Here is a 19,290-nt window from a genome sequence, read left to right as displayed (position 1 = left end):
ATACGTAAAATATCTGCTCTCAATTCCTTCATACGCTGAAAATCTTGACGTACATCAAACTTCACTGGTCACTTTTCGGGCTAAATAGACAAAATATTGTTGGTTATGATTCGCATTTGCAGTATCAATTAAATTTGTAAGGGATATTTTCCTGACTCATAGTTCATGCGATAATTATTCTCAATATCATTTCAGTTTGTATGGTTAACGGGAGCCCTTATGACACTTTTGCCACAACACAGTTATAAAATCCTGGGCTTTTCCAACCAAATCAGCCCGGCCTACCGTCAAAAATTATTGTCACTGGGCATGCTGCCCGGTTCCGTTTTCCGGGTGATACGCAGCGCTCCGCTGGGTGATCCGATCCAAATCGAAACCCGGCACGTCAACCTGATGCTCAGGAAAAAAGATCTGGCGCTGCTCACGCTTGATAATGTACCGGCATAATCCGCCGCACCATTATCACTGACGCAGTCTTTTCCCTCCGCCCCCGGAGGGTCTGTTTTTTATTGATTGGCATACGACACTATGAAAGCACTCACCCTGGGACTTATCGGTAATCCCAATTCAGGGAAGACCACGCTGTTTAACCAGCTGACCGGTTCAAAGCAGCGCGTCGGCAACTGGGCCGGCGTGACGGTAGAACGGAAAATTGGTTACTTCACCACGCCGGAACATAAAATTGAGCTGGTGGATTTACCCGGAACTTACTCGCTGACCACGATTTCTGAACAAACCTCTCTGGATGAACAGATTGCCTGCCACTTTATCCTCAGTGGTGAAGCGGACATGCTGATTAATGTTGTCGATGCATCCAATCTTGAACGAAATCTGTACCTTACACTTCAGTTATTAGAGCTGGGTGTGCCGTGTATCGTCGCACTTAACATGCTGGATATTGCCGACAAATCGAATATCAAAATTGATATAGATGCACTGTCTGAGCGCCTCGGCTGCCCGGTCATTCCGCTGGTATCCACCCGCGCGACCGGTATCAGTGAACTGAAAGCCGCTGTCGACAAACACAATATGAAGCCACATGTAGCGCTGGTCAGTTATCCGGCGGCACTGCTGGACAGTGTCAAAACACTGGCAGAATCTATCTCCACCCATGATTTCAGCGCAACCCAGCGCCGCTGGCTGGCATTGCAGAGCCTCGAAGGGGATATCTACAGCCAGGCGCGCGCCGGTTTTACCCCGGAGCATGTTCAGTCTGTCCGTGATGCCATGCAGGCACAGCAACAGGAAGAGCCTGAGCTGGTGATCGCCGATGCCCGTTATCAGACCATTGCCGGTATTTGCGGGCAGGCAATTGATAACTCGAATTCTGAACCAAACCAACTCACCGCCTCGATGGATAAAATTGTCCTCAACCGCTGGCTGGGCGTGCCGGTTTTCCTGTTTGTGATGTATCTGATGTTTGTACTCGCCATCAATATCGGCGGGGCATTACAGCCGCTGTTTGAAGGCGGCTCCGAAGCGATATTTATCCACGGAACACAGTGGCTGGGCATCACCCTCGGCTTCCCTGACTGGCTGACCATTTTCCTCGCCCAGGGTGTCGGCGGCGGTATCAATACTGTTCTGCCGCTCGTGCCGCAAATCGGGATGATGTATCTGTTCCTTTCCTTCCTGGAAGACTCCGGCTATATGGCGCGCGCTGCCTTTGTGATGGACAGGCTGATGCAGGCGCTCGGGTTGCCGGGCAAATCCTTTGTGCCGCTGATTGTCGGCTTCGGCTGTAATGTGCCGTCCATTATGGGTGCAAGAACCCTGGATGCGCCGCGTGAACGTCTGATCACGGTTCTGATGGCACCGTTTATGTCCTGCGGGGCGCGGCTGGCTATCTTTGCTGTCTTTGCCGCCGCCTTCTTCGGCAAAAACGGCGCAAGCATTGTATTTTCTCTGTATATCCTCGGCATTGTGGTTGCTATTCTTACCGGGCTGTTACTCAAACACACCATCATGCGCGGGGAAGCCTCTCCGTTTGTGATGGAGCTGCCGGTCTACCATGTGCCGCACATGAAAACCCTGTTTATGCAAACCTGGCAGCGCCTGAAAGGCTTTGTCGTGCGTGCGGGTAAAGTGATTATTATCGCCAGTATGTTTATCGGCGCACTCAACAGCTTCAGTTTCTCCGGTAAACCGGCGGACAGTATCAATGACTCCGCGCTGGCGTCTGTCAGTAAAGTGCTGACACCGCTGCTCAGCCCTATCGGTGTCCATGAAGATAACTGGCAGGCAACTGTCGGGCTTATCACAGGGGCGATGGCAAAAGAAGTGGTTGTCGGGACACTGAACACACTGTATACCGCTGAAAGCATCACCAATGAACCGTTTAATGCCGATGAGTTTGATCTGTGGGGTGAACTGGGTGATGCTGTTGGTGAAACAGTGGATTCCCTGAAAGAAACCTTCACGTTAGCGGCATTATCCAACCCGATTGAAGCCAGCAAAGGTCCCGGTGATATGGATGGCGGTACAATGGGAACCATGGCAGCGAAATTCGGCTCCGGTGTCTCCGCCTACAGCTATCTGATTTTTGTTCTGCTGTATGTGCCTTGCGTCTCTGTTATGGGTGCGATTGCCCGCGAAACCAGCCGTGGCTGGATGACATTCTCCATCCTGTGGGGTCTGAACGTCGCCTATTCACTCTCCGCCCTGTTCTACCAGATAGCAACCTTCAGTGCGCATCCGGGCAGCAGCGCCCTGATTATCGGTATTACACTGGTATTCAACCTGATACTGTTCGCCATACTGCGCCGGACACGCAGCAGGGTTAACCTGAACTTCCGCCGGAACATGCACGGCCAGTGTGGCGGCTGCTCCGGTGGTGAATGCCACTAACTGAGAGAGTGCGAAAATGATAAGTCTGATCGCCGTGCGTGATGCTATCGCCCTCAATGGCCGGGCTGACGCCCGGCTTCTCAGCCACCAGCTGAATGCACCGGAAGCTCTGGTAAAAGCCATTATGGAAAAGCTGGCGGCAATGGGAAAAATTGAAGCCGTGAATGTCAGTGACTGCCTGAGCAGCAGTTGTAAGCAATGCCCTGAAAGCCAGGGCTGCGATACCAGGGTGTATCAGATTCATTCCTGAACATTAATTTTAAAACAGAGAATGCCTGGTTCCGCCATTCTCTGTTTTAAAAATGTGACCTCACAAAACATTTCATATATTTAATATCAGTAGACTCTTCAATATTAATCTTTATTAAATGTAGAATGTCATTTTTCAAAAACAGAACACAAATAAAAATGACTACAATAATATCGCAAACAACTAATAAAACACCGAGAGTAGCCGTTAAAACTTCAGGCTATTCTGAAGGTAAGATATTTAGTGCGTCTTCTCTTAAAGCACGTATAGCACAGCGTAAAGCAGAAGGTCGGAGCTGAATCGCCCACGTAAACAATATTCTGAACAAATCAAAATTCTGAAAAGGCCGGTTGGTTATTTTAACTAACCGGCTTTTTTCTGAATTATCTGTCCACAAACCCCAGCAACACATCACAGAATTCATCCGGATGAGAAATAAACGGCGCATGTCCGCTGTTACGCATAACGTCCGATGGCGATAACGGCAGTTGTTCATCCAGCAGTTGTGCAACTTTACGCGGCACCAACCCGTCCAGATACCCGTAGATACGCAGGAACGGCATTGTCAGTGATATAAGCTGCGGACGCATGTCAGTTGTCCGCAGAATCTCCAGACCGGCATTCAGTACAGCTACATCCGGCAGTGGCTGCGCCAGTACCACGGATTTCAGTATCCGCGCATCCTGGCGGGCACTCGCGGTTCCCAGTGTCTGCAACGCAAGAAAACGTTCGACTGTGCGCTGAAAATCAGTCTCCAGCTGATGCTGAAACCCGCTCAGAACCGTGGGTTTGATCCCGGGCCAGCCTTCTTCTTCCCGCGCACCAAAACAGGGAGAGGAGCTGATAGTCACCAGATGACTCACTGCCTGCGGGTGTGTCAGCGCAATCTGTGTTGCCACCAGTCCGCCCAGCGACCAGCCTGCCAGCACAGAATTCTCCGGCATCTGTGCATACACGACGTCCGCCATCTCACTCAATGACATCTCACCAAATTCCTGACTGCGCCCGTAGCCCGGCAAATCAACCTTATGAATACAAAAATGCGGCGCTAGTCGCGTTTCAATACTGCTCCATACTTCGCCGTTCAGTCCCCAGCCGTGCAACAGCACAAGATTGCGTTTGCCCTGCCCGCTTCGCTGCCAAAAAAGAGTCGCCATCGCTATTGTGTCCTTATTTATCCGGAGGGAAGACGGATGGTTATTATTGAGAATTACTGCCTGCTATGCAAACAGCCTCTTGCTATCGCCGCACACGGGATCTGCGGATTCTGTGAACGGACACTGCCGGTGATGCCGCGCGTTTGTCTGCGCTGCGGGCGTCAGCTGATAACACCGGAGCCGGAGTGCGGGCGCTGTCTGCATTCGCCGCCACCCTGGCAGCGCCTGCTGGCAGTGACCGGATATCAGCCGCCGCTGACCACACTGGTTCACCGGCTCAAATACGGCAAGCAGCCTTTTGTCGCCCGCGCGCTCGCCCGTTTGCTGTTATGCCGGTTTTTACAGGGCTACCGCGACGGGGATTACCTGAAACCGGATTTACTGCTCAGTTCTCCGCTGCACCGGTACAAACAGTGGCTGCGCGGCTTTAATCAGAGCGACCTTATCACCCGTCCGCTGGCAAAATGGCTGCGCTGCCCTTATGACAGTTCCGGCGTTATCCGGACTCGTGCTACACTGAGTCAGCGGACGCTGTCCCGTGCTCATCGCCTGACAAACCTGAAATCTGCATTTGCCTTAACCCGTGAAATACGCGGACTGCATATCGCCGTAACAGATGATGTCATCACCACGGGAGCGACCATGACAGCGCTGTCTGAATTGCTCATTCGTGCGGGTGCTGCGACAGTCCAGGTCTGGTGTCTCTGTCGCACCTTGTAGTGAACACATGAATGGGCGTATTATAACCTACCAGAACAGTCAACTATTTTCGGGCAATGTTATGATTACTATTACTGACACTGCGCAGGCACATTTTTCCAAACTGCTTGCCAACCAGGAACCCGGTACACAAATCCGTGTTTTTGTTATTAATCCCGGTACACCCAATGCAGAATGTGGTGTCTCTTATTGTCCGCCGGATGCCGTTGAAGCGACGGATACCGCGCTGCCGTTTGAGCAACTGACCGCCTATGTCGATGAACTGAGCGCCCCGTACCTTGAAGAAGCCGTTATTGACTTCATCACTGACCAGCTCGGCTCTCAGCTCACCCTGAAAGCGCCGAATGCAAAAATGCGCAAGGTGGATGATGATGCTCCGCTGATCGAACGCGTCGAGTATGTCCTGCAATCTCAGATTAACCCGCAGTTGGCAGGTCACGGCGGTCGTGTTTCCCTGATGGAAATCACTGATGACGGGTTTGCTATCCTCCAGTTCGGCGGCGGATGTAACGGCTGCTCAATGGTCGATGTGACCCTGAAAGAAGGGATCGAAAAAGAGTTATTAAATATGTTCCCCGATGAGCTGAAAGGCGTTAAAGACCTGACTGAACATCAGCCCGGCGAACATTCTTATTACTGATTCGATTTAATTTACAGTATTTATACTCTAAATAATTCGGGATGCCTGTAGGCGACAAGCTCCGATTGCCGGGGAGCATACATTAGTATGTGACCCGGCGGGCTGAGCGTAGTTAACGACCAGACATCCTGAAGTATGACGAGTATTCAGCGGCCATTATCGCGTGGCCTGTTATATACACTGCCCGGTCTGTTTCCGGGCAGTATTCCGGTGGTGCTCTGTCACCACTGATATTCACCTGCATACGAAAAATAATTATGGAACAAATCCGCTTAATCTCCCCTGATGCCGCCTACGGGCTGTGGCAGCAGCATATTATGTTAGTCGATATCCGTGATCCGCAAAGCTTTCGTGCCGGGCACGCTGACGGTGCCTTTCACCTGACAAATGACTCCGTGAATACCTTTATGGATCAGACAGATTTTGAGCAGCCGATTCTGGTGATGTGTTACCATGGACACAGCAGTCAGGGCGCAGCTCAGTATCTGCTTAATGTCGGCTATGAAACGGTGTACAGCATCAACGGCGGCTTTGAAAGCTGGTCGCGCCTCTACCCGGACACAGTCAGGTCTCTCGCGTGAAAACGAACAGTTAAACGGACAGTTATATGGTTTATTTGATCACCATTGCCAACCCGCGGATAGCTCAGTCATTTATTGATTACATGGCATCCCGCGATATTCAGCTCGTCATGCGTGCAACCCGTGAAGGGAGTGGTGTCGAATTATGGCTGGACGACGAAAACAAACTGACTGAAACACAGGCAGAATTAGAGAGCTTCATGCGTGACCCGATGAACAAACGCTATCTCGCTGCCAGTTGGGCGTCCGGCGAAACAGATTCCCCGTTTCGCTACCCCGCGTCTTACTCCGCCAAAAACCTGATAACCCCCGCAGGTCCGCTGACCATCACTATTACTGTGCTGTGTGCCCTTGTTTATCTGTGGATGCAGATAAGCGGTACTGACACGGTAATGGATTATCTGGCATGGCCGGATGCCGGTCAGCAGGGCGAACTCTGGCGCTGGGTAAGTCCGGTATTTCTGCATTTTTCCCTGACACATATTTTAATGAACCTTGCCCTGTGGTGGTATCTTGCGGGTCAGGTGGAAAAACAGATGGGCAGCGGGCGGCTGTTTGTCATTACCCTCGTTTCCGCTCTGTTCAGTTGCTGGGCGCAGTCACTGTTCAGCGGTCCCTCATTCGGCGGGCTGTCCGGTGTGGTCTTCGCACTGATAGCCTATGTCTGGTACACAGGCATGCGCAACCCGTCCGCAGGCATTTACCTGCCCGGCGCTATGATGGCTTTCTCCGTATTATGGTTGGTTATCGGTTATTTTGATTTATTTGGTACAATGCCGATTGCCAATATGGCACACGCCTCCGGGCTGGCTATCGGCCTGCTGATGGCCGTGTGGGATAACCGCCGTCCGGCGGCCTGAATAATAATGTAATAATGATCTGCTGCTCCATTCGCGCCGCACCTGTGCGGCGATATTGACCTGACCGGGGGATTTTGTGAAACAAACACAGCGCCATGATGCTATCGTTGAATTAGTCAATAAACAGGGCTATGTCAGCACAGAAGAGCTGGTAGAGTTCTTTAATGTCAGCCCGCAAACTATCCGGCGTGATCTCAATGAATTGGCAGAGCTGAATAAAATTCACCGCCACCACGGTGGTGCCGCTCAGCCATCCAGCTCAGTTAATGCCGCGTATCATGAGCGCAAAAGCATGTGGTCTGATGAAAAGCGCCGCATTGCCCGCCGCGTCGCCTCACAGATCCCTGATGGTGCAACACTGTTTATTGATATCGGCACCACACCGGAAGCCGTGGCTCACGAATTACTGAACCATAAAAACCTGCGCATCGTCACCAATAATCTGAATGTCGCCACACTGCTGATGGCAAAAGAGGATTTCCGGCTGATCCTCGCCGGCGGCGAAGTCCGCTCACGGGATGGTGGTATTGTCGGCGAAGCCACACTCGATTTTATCTCTCAGTTCCGTCTGGATTTCGGTATCCTCGGGATAAGCGGCATCGATACTGACGGCTCACTTCTGGAGTTTGATTATCACGAAGTGCGCACTAAACGCGCAATTATCGAAAATTCCCGCTGTGTCATGCTTGTCACCGACCACTCCAAGTTTGGTCGCAACGCAATGGTAAACCTCGGCAATATGGGGCTTATCGACTGTCTGTTCACAGATAAACGCCCGCCGGACAGCATTATCAAAATACTCGATGAGCAAAACGTCCAGCTCGACGTCTGCGGCTGAGTCTGTCTTCCTGCCGCGTCACAGCACCTGTGACGCGGTCGCTATGTCTTTATCTTCTGTTTCTTTCTCCTTCCCGTTATTTCCCGCTGTTTCCCGTTGCTGCTCTGACACTTAATATCATTACTTTTAGTATGGATATGATAATGAATTGTTACCCTTGTCACGGGAAACGTTTTTTTTATGTACAAAATGTTGGATTATCGATCACATTGAACTATTATGAGCGATAACGAACATAAAAGAATGAATGCGCGCATCAAGGGAGTCAGGATGGAAACCAAAGATTTAATCGTCATCGGGGGCGGAATAAACGGAGCAGGTATTGCTGCTGATGCCGCAGGGCGCGGGCTTTCTGTGCTTATGCTGGAAGCGCGGGATCTGGCCTGTGCCACCTCATCCGCCAGCTCAAAACTGATCCACGGCGGGCTGCGCTATCTCGAACATTATGAATTTCGTTTAGTAAGTGAAGCACTGGCTGAGCGCGAAGTTCTGTTAAAAATGGCACCGCACATTGCATTCCCGATGCGCTTTCGCCTGCCGCATCAGCCACATCTGCGCCCGGCCTGGATGATCCGCGCAGGATTATTCCTTTACGACCACCTGGGTAAACGCACAACTCTGCCCGGCAGTCGCGGACTGACGTTCAACAGTGCATCCCCGCTGAAACCGGAATTCAAAAAAGGCTTCGAATACTCGGATTGCTGGGTCGATGATGCACGCCTGGTGGTGCTTAACGCACAGGAAATTGTGCGCAAGGGCGGCGAAGTCCGCACCCGGACAAAAGTCACCCGTGCATGGCGCGAAAACGGGCTCTGGCAGGTAGAAGCTGAAAATACACTGACCGGTGAAAAATTGCACTGGCAGGCAAAAGGATTAGTTAATGCCGCCGGTCCGTGGGTGAAAGCGCTCTTTGATGACGGGCTGCACCTGAAATCACCTTACGGCATCCGTCTCATCAAAGGCAGCCATATTGTCGTTCCGCGCGCTCATGACGAGCCGCAGGCCTATATTCTGCAAAATGAAGATCACCGCATCGTGTTTGTGATCCCCTGGATGGATGAGTTTTCAATTATCGGCACGACCGATGTGGAATACCATGGCGATCCTGCTGATGTAAAAATTGATGATACAGAAATTAATTATTTGCTGGATGTTTATAACGACCACTTTAAGAAGACCCTGAGCCGCGATGATGTGCGCTGGAGCTATTCCGGTGTGCGCCCGCTGTGTGACGATGAATCCGATTCTCCGCAGGCGATTACCCGGGATTACACCCTGGATCTGCATGACGAAAACGGGCAGGCACCTCTGCTGTCCGTGTTTGGCGGGAAACTTACCACATACCGCAAACTGGGTGAACATGCGCTGGATAAACTTGCCGCCTATTATCCGCAGGCCGGAAAAGCATGGACAAAGCAGGCAGTTCTGACCGGCGGTGAACTCAATGGTCATTCACGGGATGAATATGCACGGGTACTGAGTGAAACCTATCCCTGGCTACCTAACGGGCTGGCGCTGCGCTTTGCCCGCACATACGGCAGTCAGACGGCAAAAATTCTTGATGGCGCGCAGTCACTGAGCGACCTCGGGCAGCTATTTGGTCACAATCTGTATGAAGCCGAGTTACGCTATCTGGTAAAAAATGAGTGGGTAGTCAGTGCAGAAGATGCACTGTGGCGCAGAACCAAGCTGGGAATGTGGCTCAGTGTTGATGAGCAGCAGCAGGTTGCACAGTGGCTGGAAAGCAATCAGCTTTAAAAAAAGCAGCGTTAAAAGCAATCCGTACTGTTCGGAATAACGCAGACCGGGAAAATCATGCCGGTCTGCTTATTGATTACCGCCTGGATTCCAGCGCCATTTTCACCGCCAGACCGGCAAGCACGGTTCCCATCAGCCAGCGTTGTACCACCTGCCATAGCGGGCGACCGGTCATAAATCCGGCAACTGTTCCCGCCGTAAAAATGATCAATGCATTGCCTGCAATACTGATGAGCATCTGCATGCTGCCGAAGATCAGAGACTGCGTCAGCACACTGCCGTGTCCCGGTACAATAAACTGCGGCAGCAGAGAAAGGTATAACACCGCCACTTTCGGGTTTGCCAGGCTGGTCAGAAACCCCATGGTAAACAGTTTTTTGGGTTTATCTGCCGGCAGGTCGCGCACAGAAAAAGCAGAGCGTCCGCCCGGTTTCACTGCCTGCCAGGCAAGATACAAAAGGTATAATGCCCCGGCAATACGCAATGCGTCATAGGCATAAGGAACTGCAAAAAACAGCGCGGTGATCCCGAATGCGGCACTGAGCATATAAAAAATAAACGCCAGCCCGACACCGGCGAGCGAAACATATCCGGCCTTCTTTCCCTGACAGAGTGAACGGGAGATCAGATAAATCATATTGGGACCGGGCGTTAATACCATTCCCAGTGCGACCAACGCAAACGCCAGCAACGATGTTAAATCAGGCATAACATACTCCCCCGGCAGTTAATACCGGACAGATAATATACAACGCTCATGCTTCCTGAGCACATATTGCGGTGCTGGTCAGTCACAATTTCGATTATAAACAGAACAGAAAAAAAAGCAGCAATAACATAATTCAGTATGTATTAATAACGTGGTTTACTGCACAGAATAGCGGGCACAAAAAAAAGCGCTGTTCAGCGCTTTATGTAAGAATTTACAGAACTCAGTGAACCAGTGGCGGGCTGAGAAGCTGATAAATAGTATCCGGTGTGTATTTATCGCCGGAGAAATAGATATTCCAGTCAGTCAGCATCGAGGTATCCAGTTGGTACACTCCGCCCTCTTCCATTTCTTTCACATAAAATGGCTGGTTAATCAGTTTACCGGTAAAGGTATCATTTTCCAGACTTTCCGGGACAAACCACATATGCTCCAGGTCATCAGCATCTCCGTATGGAATACCGCATTTGACCATAAACGCCCGTGGTGTTTCCTCTTCTTCCACTTCTGCGCGGTTTTTTTTACTGAAAAATCCCGCCAGCAGACCTTTTTTCTCTTTGACTTCCGGCTGACCGTATTCGGTAAACATCTGAGCAAAGTAGTGCCAGCGTAACCGGGCTTTTGTCGCCATCTCATACGTTTCAGTATTCGGACGGTAAAACATGATCGCCGCATCATCGTCAAAACCTTTGAAGAAGGTTTGCAATACCGGGGTGCTCTCATTGGTCCGGAACAACATACAGGAAGGATGATCATGCTGATCGTCACGATCGCTGCGATCCCCCAGAAATTCATTCTCAGGCATATTATCGTGAGAGTAATCAATCTCTTCCAGTGATTTCAACTGCTCAATCGGGGTTTCTTTATTCACCTGACGAATACCTTCCTGATAAGGAAGCGCCACAATGTACTCTAATTGTTTCTCTGTCTGACCACACAGTATCGGCTCATTAAACAGTACTTTACCCTCATTCAGGCTCTGTCCGACAAAACTGCGCAGTAGATCAGGAATACCGTAGTACGAATTAATCGTATGCGGCAGCAGCAATTCCACCTCCGGGATACCGCAACGCAGTAATCCGTGCGTATGGAACCAATACATAGTCGGCGGGGTATTCTCAGTGTCATAAATCGCATGAATGGTGTACAGCGATTCAATATTCAGTTGCACATCATTTTCGAGCTGAAAATTGAGCCACTCGCGGGTAAAGCCGCGACCGGCTGCGGAAATATCGATCCCCAGCAGTAAGTCCGGAACCAATATCTGCACAATTTTAAGCTGATGGCGATAGCTGAGCAGCACATCATTCTTTAAAAGACATTCAACATAGATATCCTGCTCAGTCTGGTTCACTTCTGCGAGTAATTCCGGCGACAATGTATCTGTTGAATAATAAGGATTAATTTCCAGTTCCGGTGCCCTTGGCGCCAGCGAAATCAGGAACAATAATTCTTCATCACCATAGTGACACGTATAGTAAAAACTGTGTTCATCGGCATCCCCGTATTCAATATCACCCTGTGTGAAAAAGGTTTGTGATGTTAACCGCTCTTCTAGCTCAGCCAGGTTCAGCCGCGAAGGAGAGAATGTCACAATCTCCGACGTCATCTTCTTTCCTTTACCTTCAGCGACCTCAAGGTAATATTGTTTTATATCCATCGGTAATGCCTTTATCCGCTCTGGTTGTGCTGCTGTGCTGTAACAATCTCGGACTAAACGCTAAGCTTTCCCCCCCGGGGAACGTGAGATCTTCGAGCGTCAATTATATTCATTGTTACAACAATAACCTCTGATTTCGTCCCGGAGGGACTGGTGAGGTATCTTTAAAAAATGAATATGCTAAAAATAAACTAATTTGTTCATGCATATAAGTATCACATTTGGTAAGCAGAATTCACTCAGAATAATCCACCTGTCACGACATGAATTTACATTTTTGCATAGCCGGTACTGACAATTGATAAGACAGACCCGGTCCGGTTTTCTGTCCGCTCCGCAACAAGGTACAATAATGTGAGTAAAAACAACAAATTAATTATTACAGTTTTGTTACCATCCCACTATCATACAGCGGATTTCCTTGCTTTTCATTTACGGGATACGCATAACGTTGCAGAGCAGGTCGCAGAGAACCGGGTGATGAAAGGGGTTTGCCTGCACGGACATCCTGCACTGCTGACACTGGAAACCGATACCGGACAGGTACGGGTGACATTGCATACCGATGGTCCGACGCTGCCCGGCGACGAAGCGGCACTGCACCATCTCGCCTGTCATATGCTGGGATTATTACAGCCGGTACAGGAATTTGAGTCCCTGTATCAGGAACATCCGCAAGTCGGGCAGTTGATCCGCCGGCAGCAGGGGCTGCGCATCTATCAATCTGCCACACCATTTGAAGCGATTAACTGGGCGATTATCGGGCAGCAAATCAGTGTTCATGCGGCGATCTCTATCCGCCGCCGCCTGATTCAGCATATCAATCTGCGCCATTCCGGCGGGCTGTGGTGCTACCCGGATGCCGCGCATATCCTGAAAACAGATTTTGACGGACTGCGCAGCTGTGGTTTTTCTGTCGGCAAAGCCAATGCATTGCTGACGCTGAGTGGGCAGTTGGAAAGCGGTGAGCTGGTGCTGCCGGATGTGGTCACGCCGGACAATGCAGACGCGGTTTCTGCGTCACTGACGGCCATTAAAGGCATCGGCACCTGGACGGTCAGCTATGCACTGTTGCGTGGATTTAATTACCTGAACGGCTCACTGCATGGTGATGTGGCAGTGCGGCGCAATTTACAGCGCCTGCTTGAACGGGAAGAGAAACTGACGGCGGATGAAACACAGGCATGGCTGGCAGAGTTTGCCCCGCATCGTGCATTGATGGCGGCACATTTGTGGCGGCTGGAATCTGCCGCCGGATATTAACAGGCATTAAAGTGCCGCAGATACACTGCGGCAACTTCAGATAGTATCAGCGCAACCAGTTGGTTTTTGCCAAATCGACAATCTCATCACCCCGCCCGTTAATAATCGCGCGCAGCATATAAAGACTGAATCCTTTAGCCTGTTCAAATTTAATGTCCGGCGGCATCGCCAGCTCCTGTTTAGCGGTAACCACATCCACCAGAACCGGGCCATCATGAGCAAATGCCGTTTTCAGGGCATCATCCAGTAACTCACTGTCTTCAACCCGTATCCCTTTGATACCCATTGCATTTGCCATAGCCGCAAAATCCGGATTATGCAGATCAGTGCCATCCGTTAAATAACCGCCTGCTTTCATCTCCATCGCGACAAAACCCAATACACTATTGTTAAAGATGACAATTTTCACCGGCAGTTTCATTTGTGCCAGCGAAATAAAATCGCCCATCAGCATACTGAATCCGCCGTCACCACACATGGCTACCACCTGGCGTTTGCGATCAATTGCCTGCGCGCCGATAGCCTGCGCCATCGCATTTGCCATCGAACCGTGATTAAAGGAGCCGATAAGCCGTCGCTTCCCGTTCATGGTGAGATAACGTGCCGCCCAGACAGTCGGCGTACCGACATCACAGGTGAAGACAGTATCGTCATTTGCCAGCTCGCTGATTTTTTTCGCCAGATACTGCGGGTGGATAAGCTCCCGTTTGCTTGCTGTTGCCAGCGCATCCAGGTCACTGCGGGCAGTCTGATAGTGCTTCAGGGCATTATCAAGATGCGTACGGTCTTCTTTAGCCCGCAACCGGGGCTGGATCGCGTTAAGAGTAGCTTTGATATCCCCGATGACAGCCATATCCACAGCACAGTGCGCGCCGAGACTGCCGGGGTTGATATCCACCTGAATAATTTTTGCTTTTGCCGGATAAAAGGCACGATACGGAAAATGTGTACCGAGCAGCACCAGAGTACCGGCATTTTCCATCGCATAGTAACCGGACGAAAATCCGATAAGCCCGGTCATTCCCACACTGTACGGATTATCGTATTCCAGATACTCTTTGCCCCGCAGTGCATGTACCACCGGGGCTTTCAGTGTTTCTGCCAGTTTAAGTACTTCATCATGTGCGCCGGCACATCCCGCGCCACACATCAGTGTGATATTTTTCGCACCATTGAGAGCATCCGCCAGCTTCACCAGTTCATCCCGCTGCGGCATCACCAATGGCAGAGAGGGTTCATACCAGACATTACGGGCAGATTCCGGCGCAGGTTTTAACGCCACATCCCCCGGGATAACCACAACTGCCACACCCCGCTCAAGAATGGCTTTGCGCATGGCAATTCCCAGAACCTGCTGAATCTGCTCCGGGTTTGACACCAGCTCACAATAAACACTGCATTCACGGAATAATTCCTGCGGATGAGTTTCCTGGAAATAATGGCTGCCAATCTCACCGGAAGGAATATGCGCCGCAATCGCCAGTACCGGTACGCGGTTACGCTGACAATCAAATAACCCGTTAATTAAATGGAGATTTCCGGGACCACAAGAACCGGCACAGACTGCCAGCCTGCCGGTCAGGTGCGCTTCTGCACCTGCGGCAAATGCCGCAACCTCTTCATGCCGTGTTCCCATCCATTCAATCGTGCCTAATTTGCGTAAACTGTCACTCAACCCGTTCAGCGAGTCTCCTGTGACACCCCAGATACGGTTGATTCCTGCATCCGCCAACATTTTTGCGATATAACCCGCGACTGTCTGCTTCATCGTAAACCTTCCCTCTTACTGGTTATCAAATCTGATTCGGAAAATGGTGTGACATATACCCAACATCATTCAAGATGCAGCCAACGAACCTGCAGTTTGAATGAATAAGGGTATAAGCCTGATCAATATCCTGTAAATAGAGTGTAGTCCACACCCGGCTCAGATAAAACCACCGGCAATAAGGCAAATCCACAGAATCAATCCACTATGCATTCTGAAGTATGGCGGGATAATATAAAAAGAGGTTGATCGATATATAAATAAGTCCGTTTATATTAAGGTAAATAATATTAATATTACCTTTATCACTTCAGGGTTTTATATTTACATTACTTTTCACCACAAAATAAGGTGATAATTTAAATGCTATTAATTTATTGAAATTTATATGTTTTTTTTATTTATTATGAATGATTTTATTTTTTTATTTCACTGCCATCATCATTATTATTCATACCCCATGCAATACTGATATGATATAAACCCGATCTCCGTCACGCTCACTTTTTTTATATCTGACGTTAAAATCCCTCCTGCAAATAAATAACGACTATTCACCGATGACAGAGTCCCGCCGGTTCTGTCGGAAGGTGTCAGCGTAAAAATAAAATGTACTCATGTTGCACCAGCGTTGTGGTATGACCGGCGATTTCCGGTCATACCCGCGCTTATACTCAACGTCATTCAGGATGCTGGCTGAGCGTAGCCAACGAACCTGCAGTTTGAATGAATAAGAGTATACACCAGGGCTTCTTTCACCAGCACGTAAACCGGTTTCAGTAAACGGGGTATAATGTAATGACGAATAAATATAATATCAGTGAGAAACTCTTTGCTCTTGAAGCGTTTAGCAAGAAAACCCGCCAGGACTTACATAAGATCCCTGAGCTGTCCGGTGAAGAGTATAAAACCTCAGAATATTGCCGCAAACTGATGGAAAGCTTCGGCTATACCATTCGTCCGTTTGAAGGATATACCGGGTTTACCGCAGAGTTAATGATTGACCCCGCAAAACGTCTGATTGCTTACCGCACTGATATCGATGGTCTGGAAATGCCGGACATGACCTGCAACGAGCACAGTTCTGTGCATGAAGGCTGCGCGCACAACTGTGGTCACGATACACACATGACCATCGCGCTGACTGCGGCAAAATATCTGAGTGAGCACCGCGACGAACTCCTTTGCAACATTCGCTTTATCTTCCAGATGGCAGAAGAAGATATGCGTATTCCGGGTGCGGATAAAATGGTCGAAATGGGTTGCATGGACGGTGTTGATGAAGTCTACGGGCTGCACAATGACGGGGCAATTGAGACCGGGCTTATCCGCTTCAATGCAGGTGTTATGTCTTCTTACGGCTCGGCGTGGACGCTGGACGTTCACGGTATTTCCGCACACGGCTCTACCCCGCACAAAGGGCTGGATGCTATCCGCGAAGCCACCCGTATCATCGATTATATGGATTACATCGTCGCCAAAAAAACCGATCCTTTCAGTCCGGCTGTTTTTGGCTGCGGAATGTTCAATGGCGGTACTATTCCTAATGCGCTGGCGGATTACGTTCAGGCACGCGGTACTATCCGTTCAATGGATGAAGAAACTAATAATATCTTAAAAGACAGTTTTAAAGAGATTGTTGCCCGCAGCGAAGCCGGTGGTTTTAAAACCACACTGGATGCCTGCGGCTACCCTGCTGTTATTAACCACCCGCAGGCAGCTGCTGCGATTTATAAAGCCGCTGCGGCGTTCTTACCGGCAGAAAATATTGAATCAAACGGCAAACCAATGACAGGGAGTGAAGACTTCAGTTATCTGGTAAATGCCACCAAAGATAAATTCGGCGCAATGTATTTCTTAGGCAGCGGAAACAAAGCCAAAGGCATTAATAACTATCTGCACGCCAACCCTTATTTTGTAGACGATGATTGTCTGCTGATTGGTGCACAAATTTTTATTAACATCGCCACACATTAATAATAAAAACACACAGCAATATCAGGCCCGGTAACAGATGTTACCGGGCTTTTTTTTATCAAAAATATCGCGTTTATACTCAGCAAAATTTAAGATGCAGGCTAGCGGAGCGTAGCCAACACACCTGCAGTTTGAATGAATAAGGGGGGGGGTATACTCTAAATAATTCGGGATGCCTGTAGGCGACAAGCGAAGACAGCCGGGGAACATACATTAGTATGTGACCCGGTTAGCTGAGCGTAGCCAACGCACCTGCAGTTTGAATCAATAAAGGTAGTATATACCCGACGTCATTCAAGATGCAGGCAGGCGGCAAGGGAAGATAAACGGGGAGCATACATCAGTATGTGACCCGGTTAGCTGAGCGTAGCCAACGCACCTGCAGTTTGAATGAATAAGGGTATATCAGAGCTCGGGTAATGCGCGGTAAAGCACATCCCTCTCACTTTGCCCGGCAGGTAACCACTGTTCCGGCTGATGAATATAATTCAGGTCAAGATGCGGGGCATAACAGGAAATAAAGTCATACATATAATCTTTCAGATGCGTGTGACGGCTGATACAGATATGGGTATAGCTTGGTTTTACCAGGTTTCCGATATTTATACAACGCAGTGTTTCACTGTCTTCCTGTGAATCAAACGCCACAGATGAAATAACACCCACACCCGCTCCCCGTTTTACATAAAATTTAATAATCTCAGTATCGACGGCTGTTAATACCACATTGGGTGTCAGGCGGTTTTGATAAAAGACCTGATCCAGCTTGGAGCGCCCGGTAAATCCGAAGACATAGGTTATCAGCGGATAAGTCGCCAGCTCTTCAATCGTCAGTTGCTCATGCTGCGCCAATGGGTGGTCATGCGGCACAATAGCACTGCGTGACCACTGATAGCACGGCAGGGTCAGTAAATCGTCATACAGGTGCAATGACTCTGTTGCGATAGCGAAATCCACATCTCCGTTCTTAACCATCTCAGCGAGCTGCGCAGGCGCTCCCTGATGAAAATGCAGGGAAATGTTCGGATAACGGGCATTAAAGCGTTCAATGACTTTCGGTAATTTATAGCGGATCTGAGTATGAGTCGTGGCAATACGGAGATTCTGTTTTATTGTGCTGTCTTCGTTAGATACCAGGCTTTTAATTTTATCAAACTGCGCAAGAATGTCGCAGGCAACGCGATGAACTTCTTCACCAATCGGACTGAGTGATAATAAGTTATTATTTTTCCGGTTGAATAAAGAAACGTTCAGTTCATCTTCAAGAATTTTAAGCTGCTTGCTCACCGTTGGCTGCGATGTATACAGTTTTTCGGCAGCATTTGTGATATTAAAATCACTTCTGACCACCTCAACAAAACTTTTGAGCTGATTAATGTTCATTGCTTATTTATCCAGTTATAAAACGGATTAAAAATATTAAAATTATTAATAAATAGGACTATTAGAGTAGTTCGGTGTGCTGTGTATCATGAATGATAGCACAAGGCGGATGATGAAGAAATAAACACACAAAACGGGATGATGGCAATGGCAAATATGTTGATCCGTTTAAATAAAAACAGAGAAAAAGCAGATTTTTCACAAAAAGCGGTATCCGTTATTAGCACGCTAATAACGGATTTTTGAGATAATATTGAGCTTTACTCAGTTATCACGAAATCACATCAGTTCGGATTCAACAGGCAAAATAACAGTTTCCGCTTTCCAGGATTCCCGTTCATTTGCCCCGTCGCGCTTGCTTCGCCCTTCAATATCAGTAAAGAACCAACCAACCGGTACCTCAAAGATATCCGCAATACGGACTAAACAATCAACATCCACACGGTTTACACCACGTTCATAACGTGACATTTGCTGTTGACTGATTTCAATCATTTCAGCCAGTCTTGCGGCAGTAATACCGTGATCTTTTCGTAACACCTGAATTTTTTGCCCAACAGCACGGGCTATTGAGTTTTTTGCTTTGGTCATGTCGCTATCCCTCACATATAGCTGCGGTCATCATCAGAGTGAACCCTGATAACTAACAAAATATGCGTTAATTAAAGAAAGTGGACCAATTGATATTCACAAAGTTTTGCTCTTTGTTGTTTTTTTTAACTACTACATGAAGGTACTTATTCACACCAGCACCATACACATGTTGAAACACATATTACATATTCGTTTACCAAATTGAAACCTACACACCCAAGCCTTAACGAATTGTAAAAAAAAGAATTATTCGGTGAGTGAAAGAGTGATAACCCTATGTATTAT

17 protein-coding genes are annotated in these 19,290 nt (G+C 48.9%); 11 read left to right on the top strand and 6 right to left on the bottom strand.

Translation table 11 applies throughout. From position 1 onward, the window contains the following. Positions 1 to 219: 219 nt before the first annotated feature. The 3 genes from feoA (at position 220) to AYY16_RS15590 (ending at position 3,097) form a co-directional block, all read left to right on the top strand. The gene (gene feoA, locus AYY16_RS15600) at positions 220 to 447 is read left to right on the top strand and encodes a ferrous iron transporter A (RefSeq protein ID WP_067368668.1); all 228 of its coding nucleotides are present in this window, start codon (positions 220 to 222) and stop codon (positions 445 to 447) included. Positions 448 to 528: 81 nt separating this feature from the next. Continuing rightward, complete coding sequence (gene feoB, locus AYY16_RS15595; RefSeq protein ID WP_067368665.1) at positions 529 to 2,847, top strand: Fe(2+) transporter permease subunit FeoB; 2,319 nt, start codon at positions 529 to 531, stop codon at positions 2,845 to 2,847. Between the two features lie 16 nt (positions 2,848 to 2,863). Then, entirely contained in the window at positions 2,864 to 3,097 is a 234-nt protein-coding gene (locus AYY16_RS15590) for a FeoC-like transcriptional regulator (RefSeq protein WP_067368664.1), read from the top strand. Between the two features lie 383 nt (positions 3,098 to 3,480). On the opposite strand, the gene bioH is transcribed toward AYY16_RS15590, so the two are convergent. Then, positions 3,481 to 4,254: a pimeloyl-ACP methyl ester esterase BioH gene (bioH, locus tag AYY16_RS15585; protein WP_067368659.1), complete on the bottom strand. Its 774-nt coding sequence runs from the start codon at positions 4,252 to 4,254 to the stop codon at positions 3,481 to 3,483. Positions 4,255 to 4,290: 36 nt separating this feature from the next. Between bioH and AYY16_RS15580 the strand changes: the two genes are divergently transcribed. From AYY16_RS15580 to glpD, 6 genes are all read left to right on the top strand, one after another. After that, entirely contained in the window at positions 4,291 to 4,974 is a 684-nt protein-coding gene (locus AYY16_RS15580; protein WP_067368656.1) for a phosphoribosyltransferase family protein, read from the top strand. A gap of 61 nt (positions 4,975 to 5,035) precedes the next feature. Beyond that, a complete protein-coding gene (gene nfuA / locus AYY16_RS15575; RefSeq protein WP_067368925.1) occupies positions 5,036 to 5,614 on the top strand; it encodes a Fe-S biogenesis protein NfuA in 579 nt (192 codons plus the stop codon). A gap of 257 nt (positions 5,615 to 5,871) precedes the next feature. Beyond that, on the top strand, positions 5,872 to 6,195 hold the full coding sequence (glpE, locus tag AYY16_RS15570) for a thiosulfate sulfurtransferase GlpE (RefSeq protein ID WP_067368653.1): 324 nt from the start codon (positions 5,872 to 5,874) through the stop codon (positions 6,193 to 6,195). A gap of 26 nt (positions 6,196 to 6,221) precedes the next feature. Then, on the top strand, positions 6,222 to 7,055 hold the full coding sequence (gene glpG / locus AYY16_RS15565; RefSeq protein WP_067368651.1) for a rhomboid family intramembrane serine protease GlpG: 834 nt from the start codon (positions 6,222 to 6,224) through the stop codon (positions 7,053 to 7,055). Positions 7,056 to 7,131: 76 nt separating this feature from the next. Further along, the gene (locus tag AYY16_RS15560) at positions 7,132 to 7,893 is read left to right on the top strand and encodes a DeoR/GlpR family transcriptional regulator (RefSeq protein ID WP_067368649.1); all 762 of its coding nucleotides are present in this window, start codon (positions 7,132 to 7,134) and stop codon (positions 7,891 to 7,893) included. 270 nt (positions 7,894 to 8,163) lie between these two features. Beyond that, a complete protein-coding gene (gene glpD, locus AYY16_RS15555) occupies positions 8,164 to 9,651 on the top strand; it encodes a glycerol-3-phosphate dehydrogenase (RefSeq protein ID WP_067368642.1) in 1,488 nt (495 codons plus the stop codon). A gap of 76 nt (positions 9,652 to 9,727) precedes the next feature. On the opposite strand, the gene AYY16_RS15550 is transcribed toward glpD, so the two are convergent. Together AYY16_RS15550 and AYY16_RS15545 are read right to left on the bottom strand one after the other, a co-directional pair. Beyond that, the gene (locus tag AYY16_RS15550) at positions 9,728 to 10,360 is read right to left on the bottom strand and encodes a LysE family translocator (RefSeq protein WP_067368635.1); all 633 of its coding nucleotides are present in this window, start codon (positions 10,358 to 10,360) and stop codon (positions 9,728 to 9,730) included. 223 nt (positions 10,361 to 10,583) lie between these two features. Next, on the bottom strand, positions 10,584 to 12,020 hold the full coding sequence (locus AYY16_RS15545) for a DUF4026 domain-containing protein (protein WP_067368633.1): 1,437 nt from the start codon (positions 12,018 to 12,020) through the stop codon (positions 10,584 to 10,586). A 354-nt stretch (positions 12,021 to 12,374) separates the two neighbouring features. On the opposite strand from AYY16_RS15545, the gene AYY16_RS15540 reads away from it, so the two are divergent. Further along, positions 12,375 to 13,283, top strand: coding sequence for a DNA-3-methyladenine glycosylase family protein (locus AYY16_RS15540; RefSeq protein WP_067368629.1), 909 nt, complete (start codon positions 12,375 to 12,377; stop codon positions 13,281 to 13,283). Between the two features lie 46 nt (positions 13,284 to 13,329). On the opposite strand, the gene poxB is transcribed toward AYY16_RS15540, so the two are convergent. After that, entirely contained in the window at positions 13,330 to 15,051 is a 1,722-nt protein-coding gene (gene poxB / locus AYY16_RS15535; protein WP_067368626.1) for a ubiquinone-dependent pyruvate dehydrogenase, read from the bottom strand. A gap of 798 nt (positions 15,052 to 15,849) precedes the next feature. On the opposite strand from poxB, the gene AYY16_RS15530 reads away from it, so the two are divergent. Further along, positions 15,850 to 17,028 carry a M20 metallopeptidase family protein gene (locus tag AYY16_RS15530; protein ID WP_067368620.1) on the top strand — a complete coding sequence of 393 codons (1,179 nt, stop codon included), beginning with the start codon at positions 15,850 to 15,852 and terminating at the stop codon, positions 17,026 to 17,028. Positions 17,029 to 17,433: 405 nt separating this feature from the next. On the opposite strand, the gene AYY16_RS15525 is transcribed toward AYY16_RS15530, so the two are convergent. Then, the gene (locus tag AYY16_RS15525) at positions 17,434 to 18,411 is read right to left on the bottom strand and encodes a LysR substrate-binding domain-containing protein (protein ID WP_067368617.1); all 978 of its coding nucleotides are present in this window, start codon (positions 18,409 to 18,411) and stop codon (positions 17,434 to 17,436) included. 279 nt (positions 18,412 to 18,690) lie between these two features. Beyond that, positions 18,691 to 19,002: a helix-turn-helix domain-containing protein gene (locus AYY16_RS15520; RefSeq protein WP_067368614.1), complete on the bottom strand. Its 312-nt coding sequence runs from the start codon at positions 19,000 to 19,002 to the stop codon at positions 18,691 to 18,693. Positions 19,003 to 19,290: the final 288 nt, after the last annotated feature.

Origin of the sequence: Morganella psychrotolerans (genome assembly GCF_001676155.1) — a bacterium.
Lineage (GTDB): Bacteria > Pseudomonadota > Gammaproteobacteria > Enterobacterales > Enterobacteriaceae > Morganella > Morganella psychrotolerans.
The sequence above is the reverse complement of the archived record's forward strand: the minus strand, read 5'-3'. Positions and strand labels throughout refer to the sequence as shown.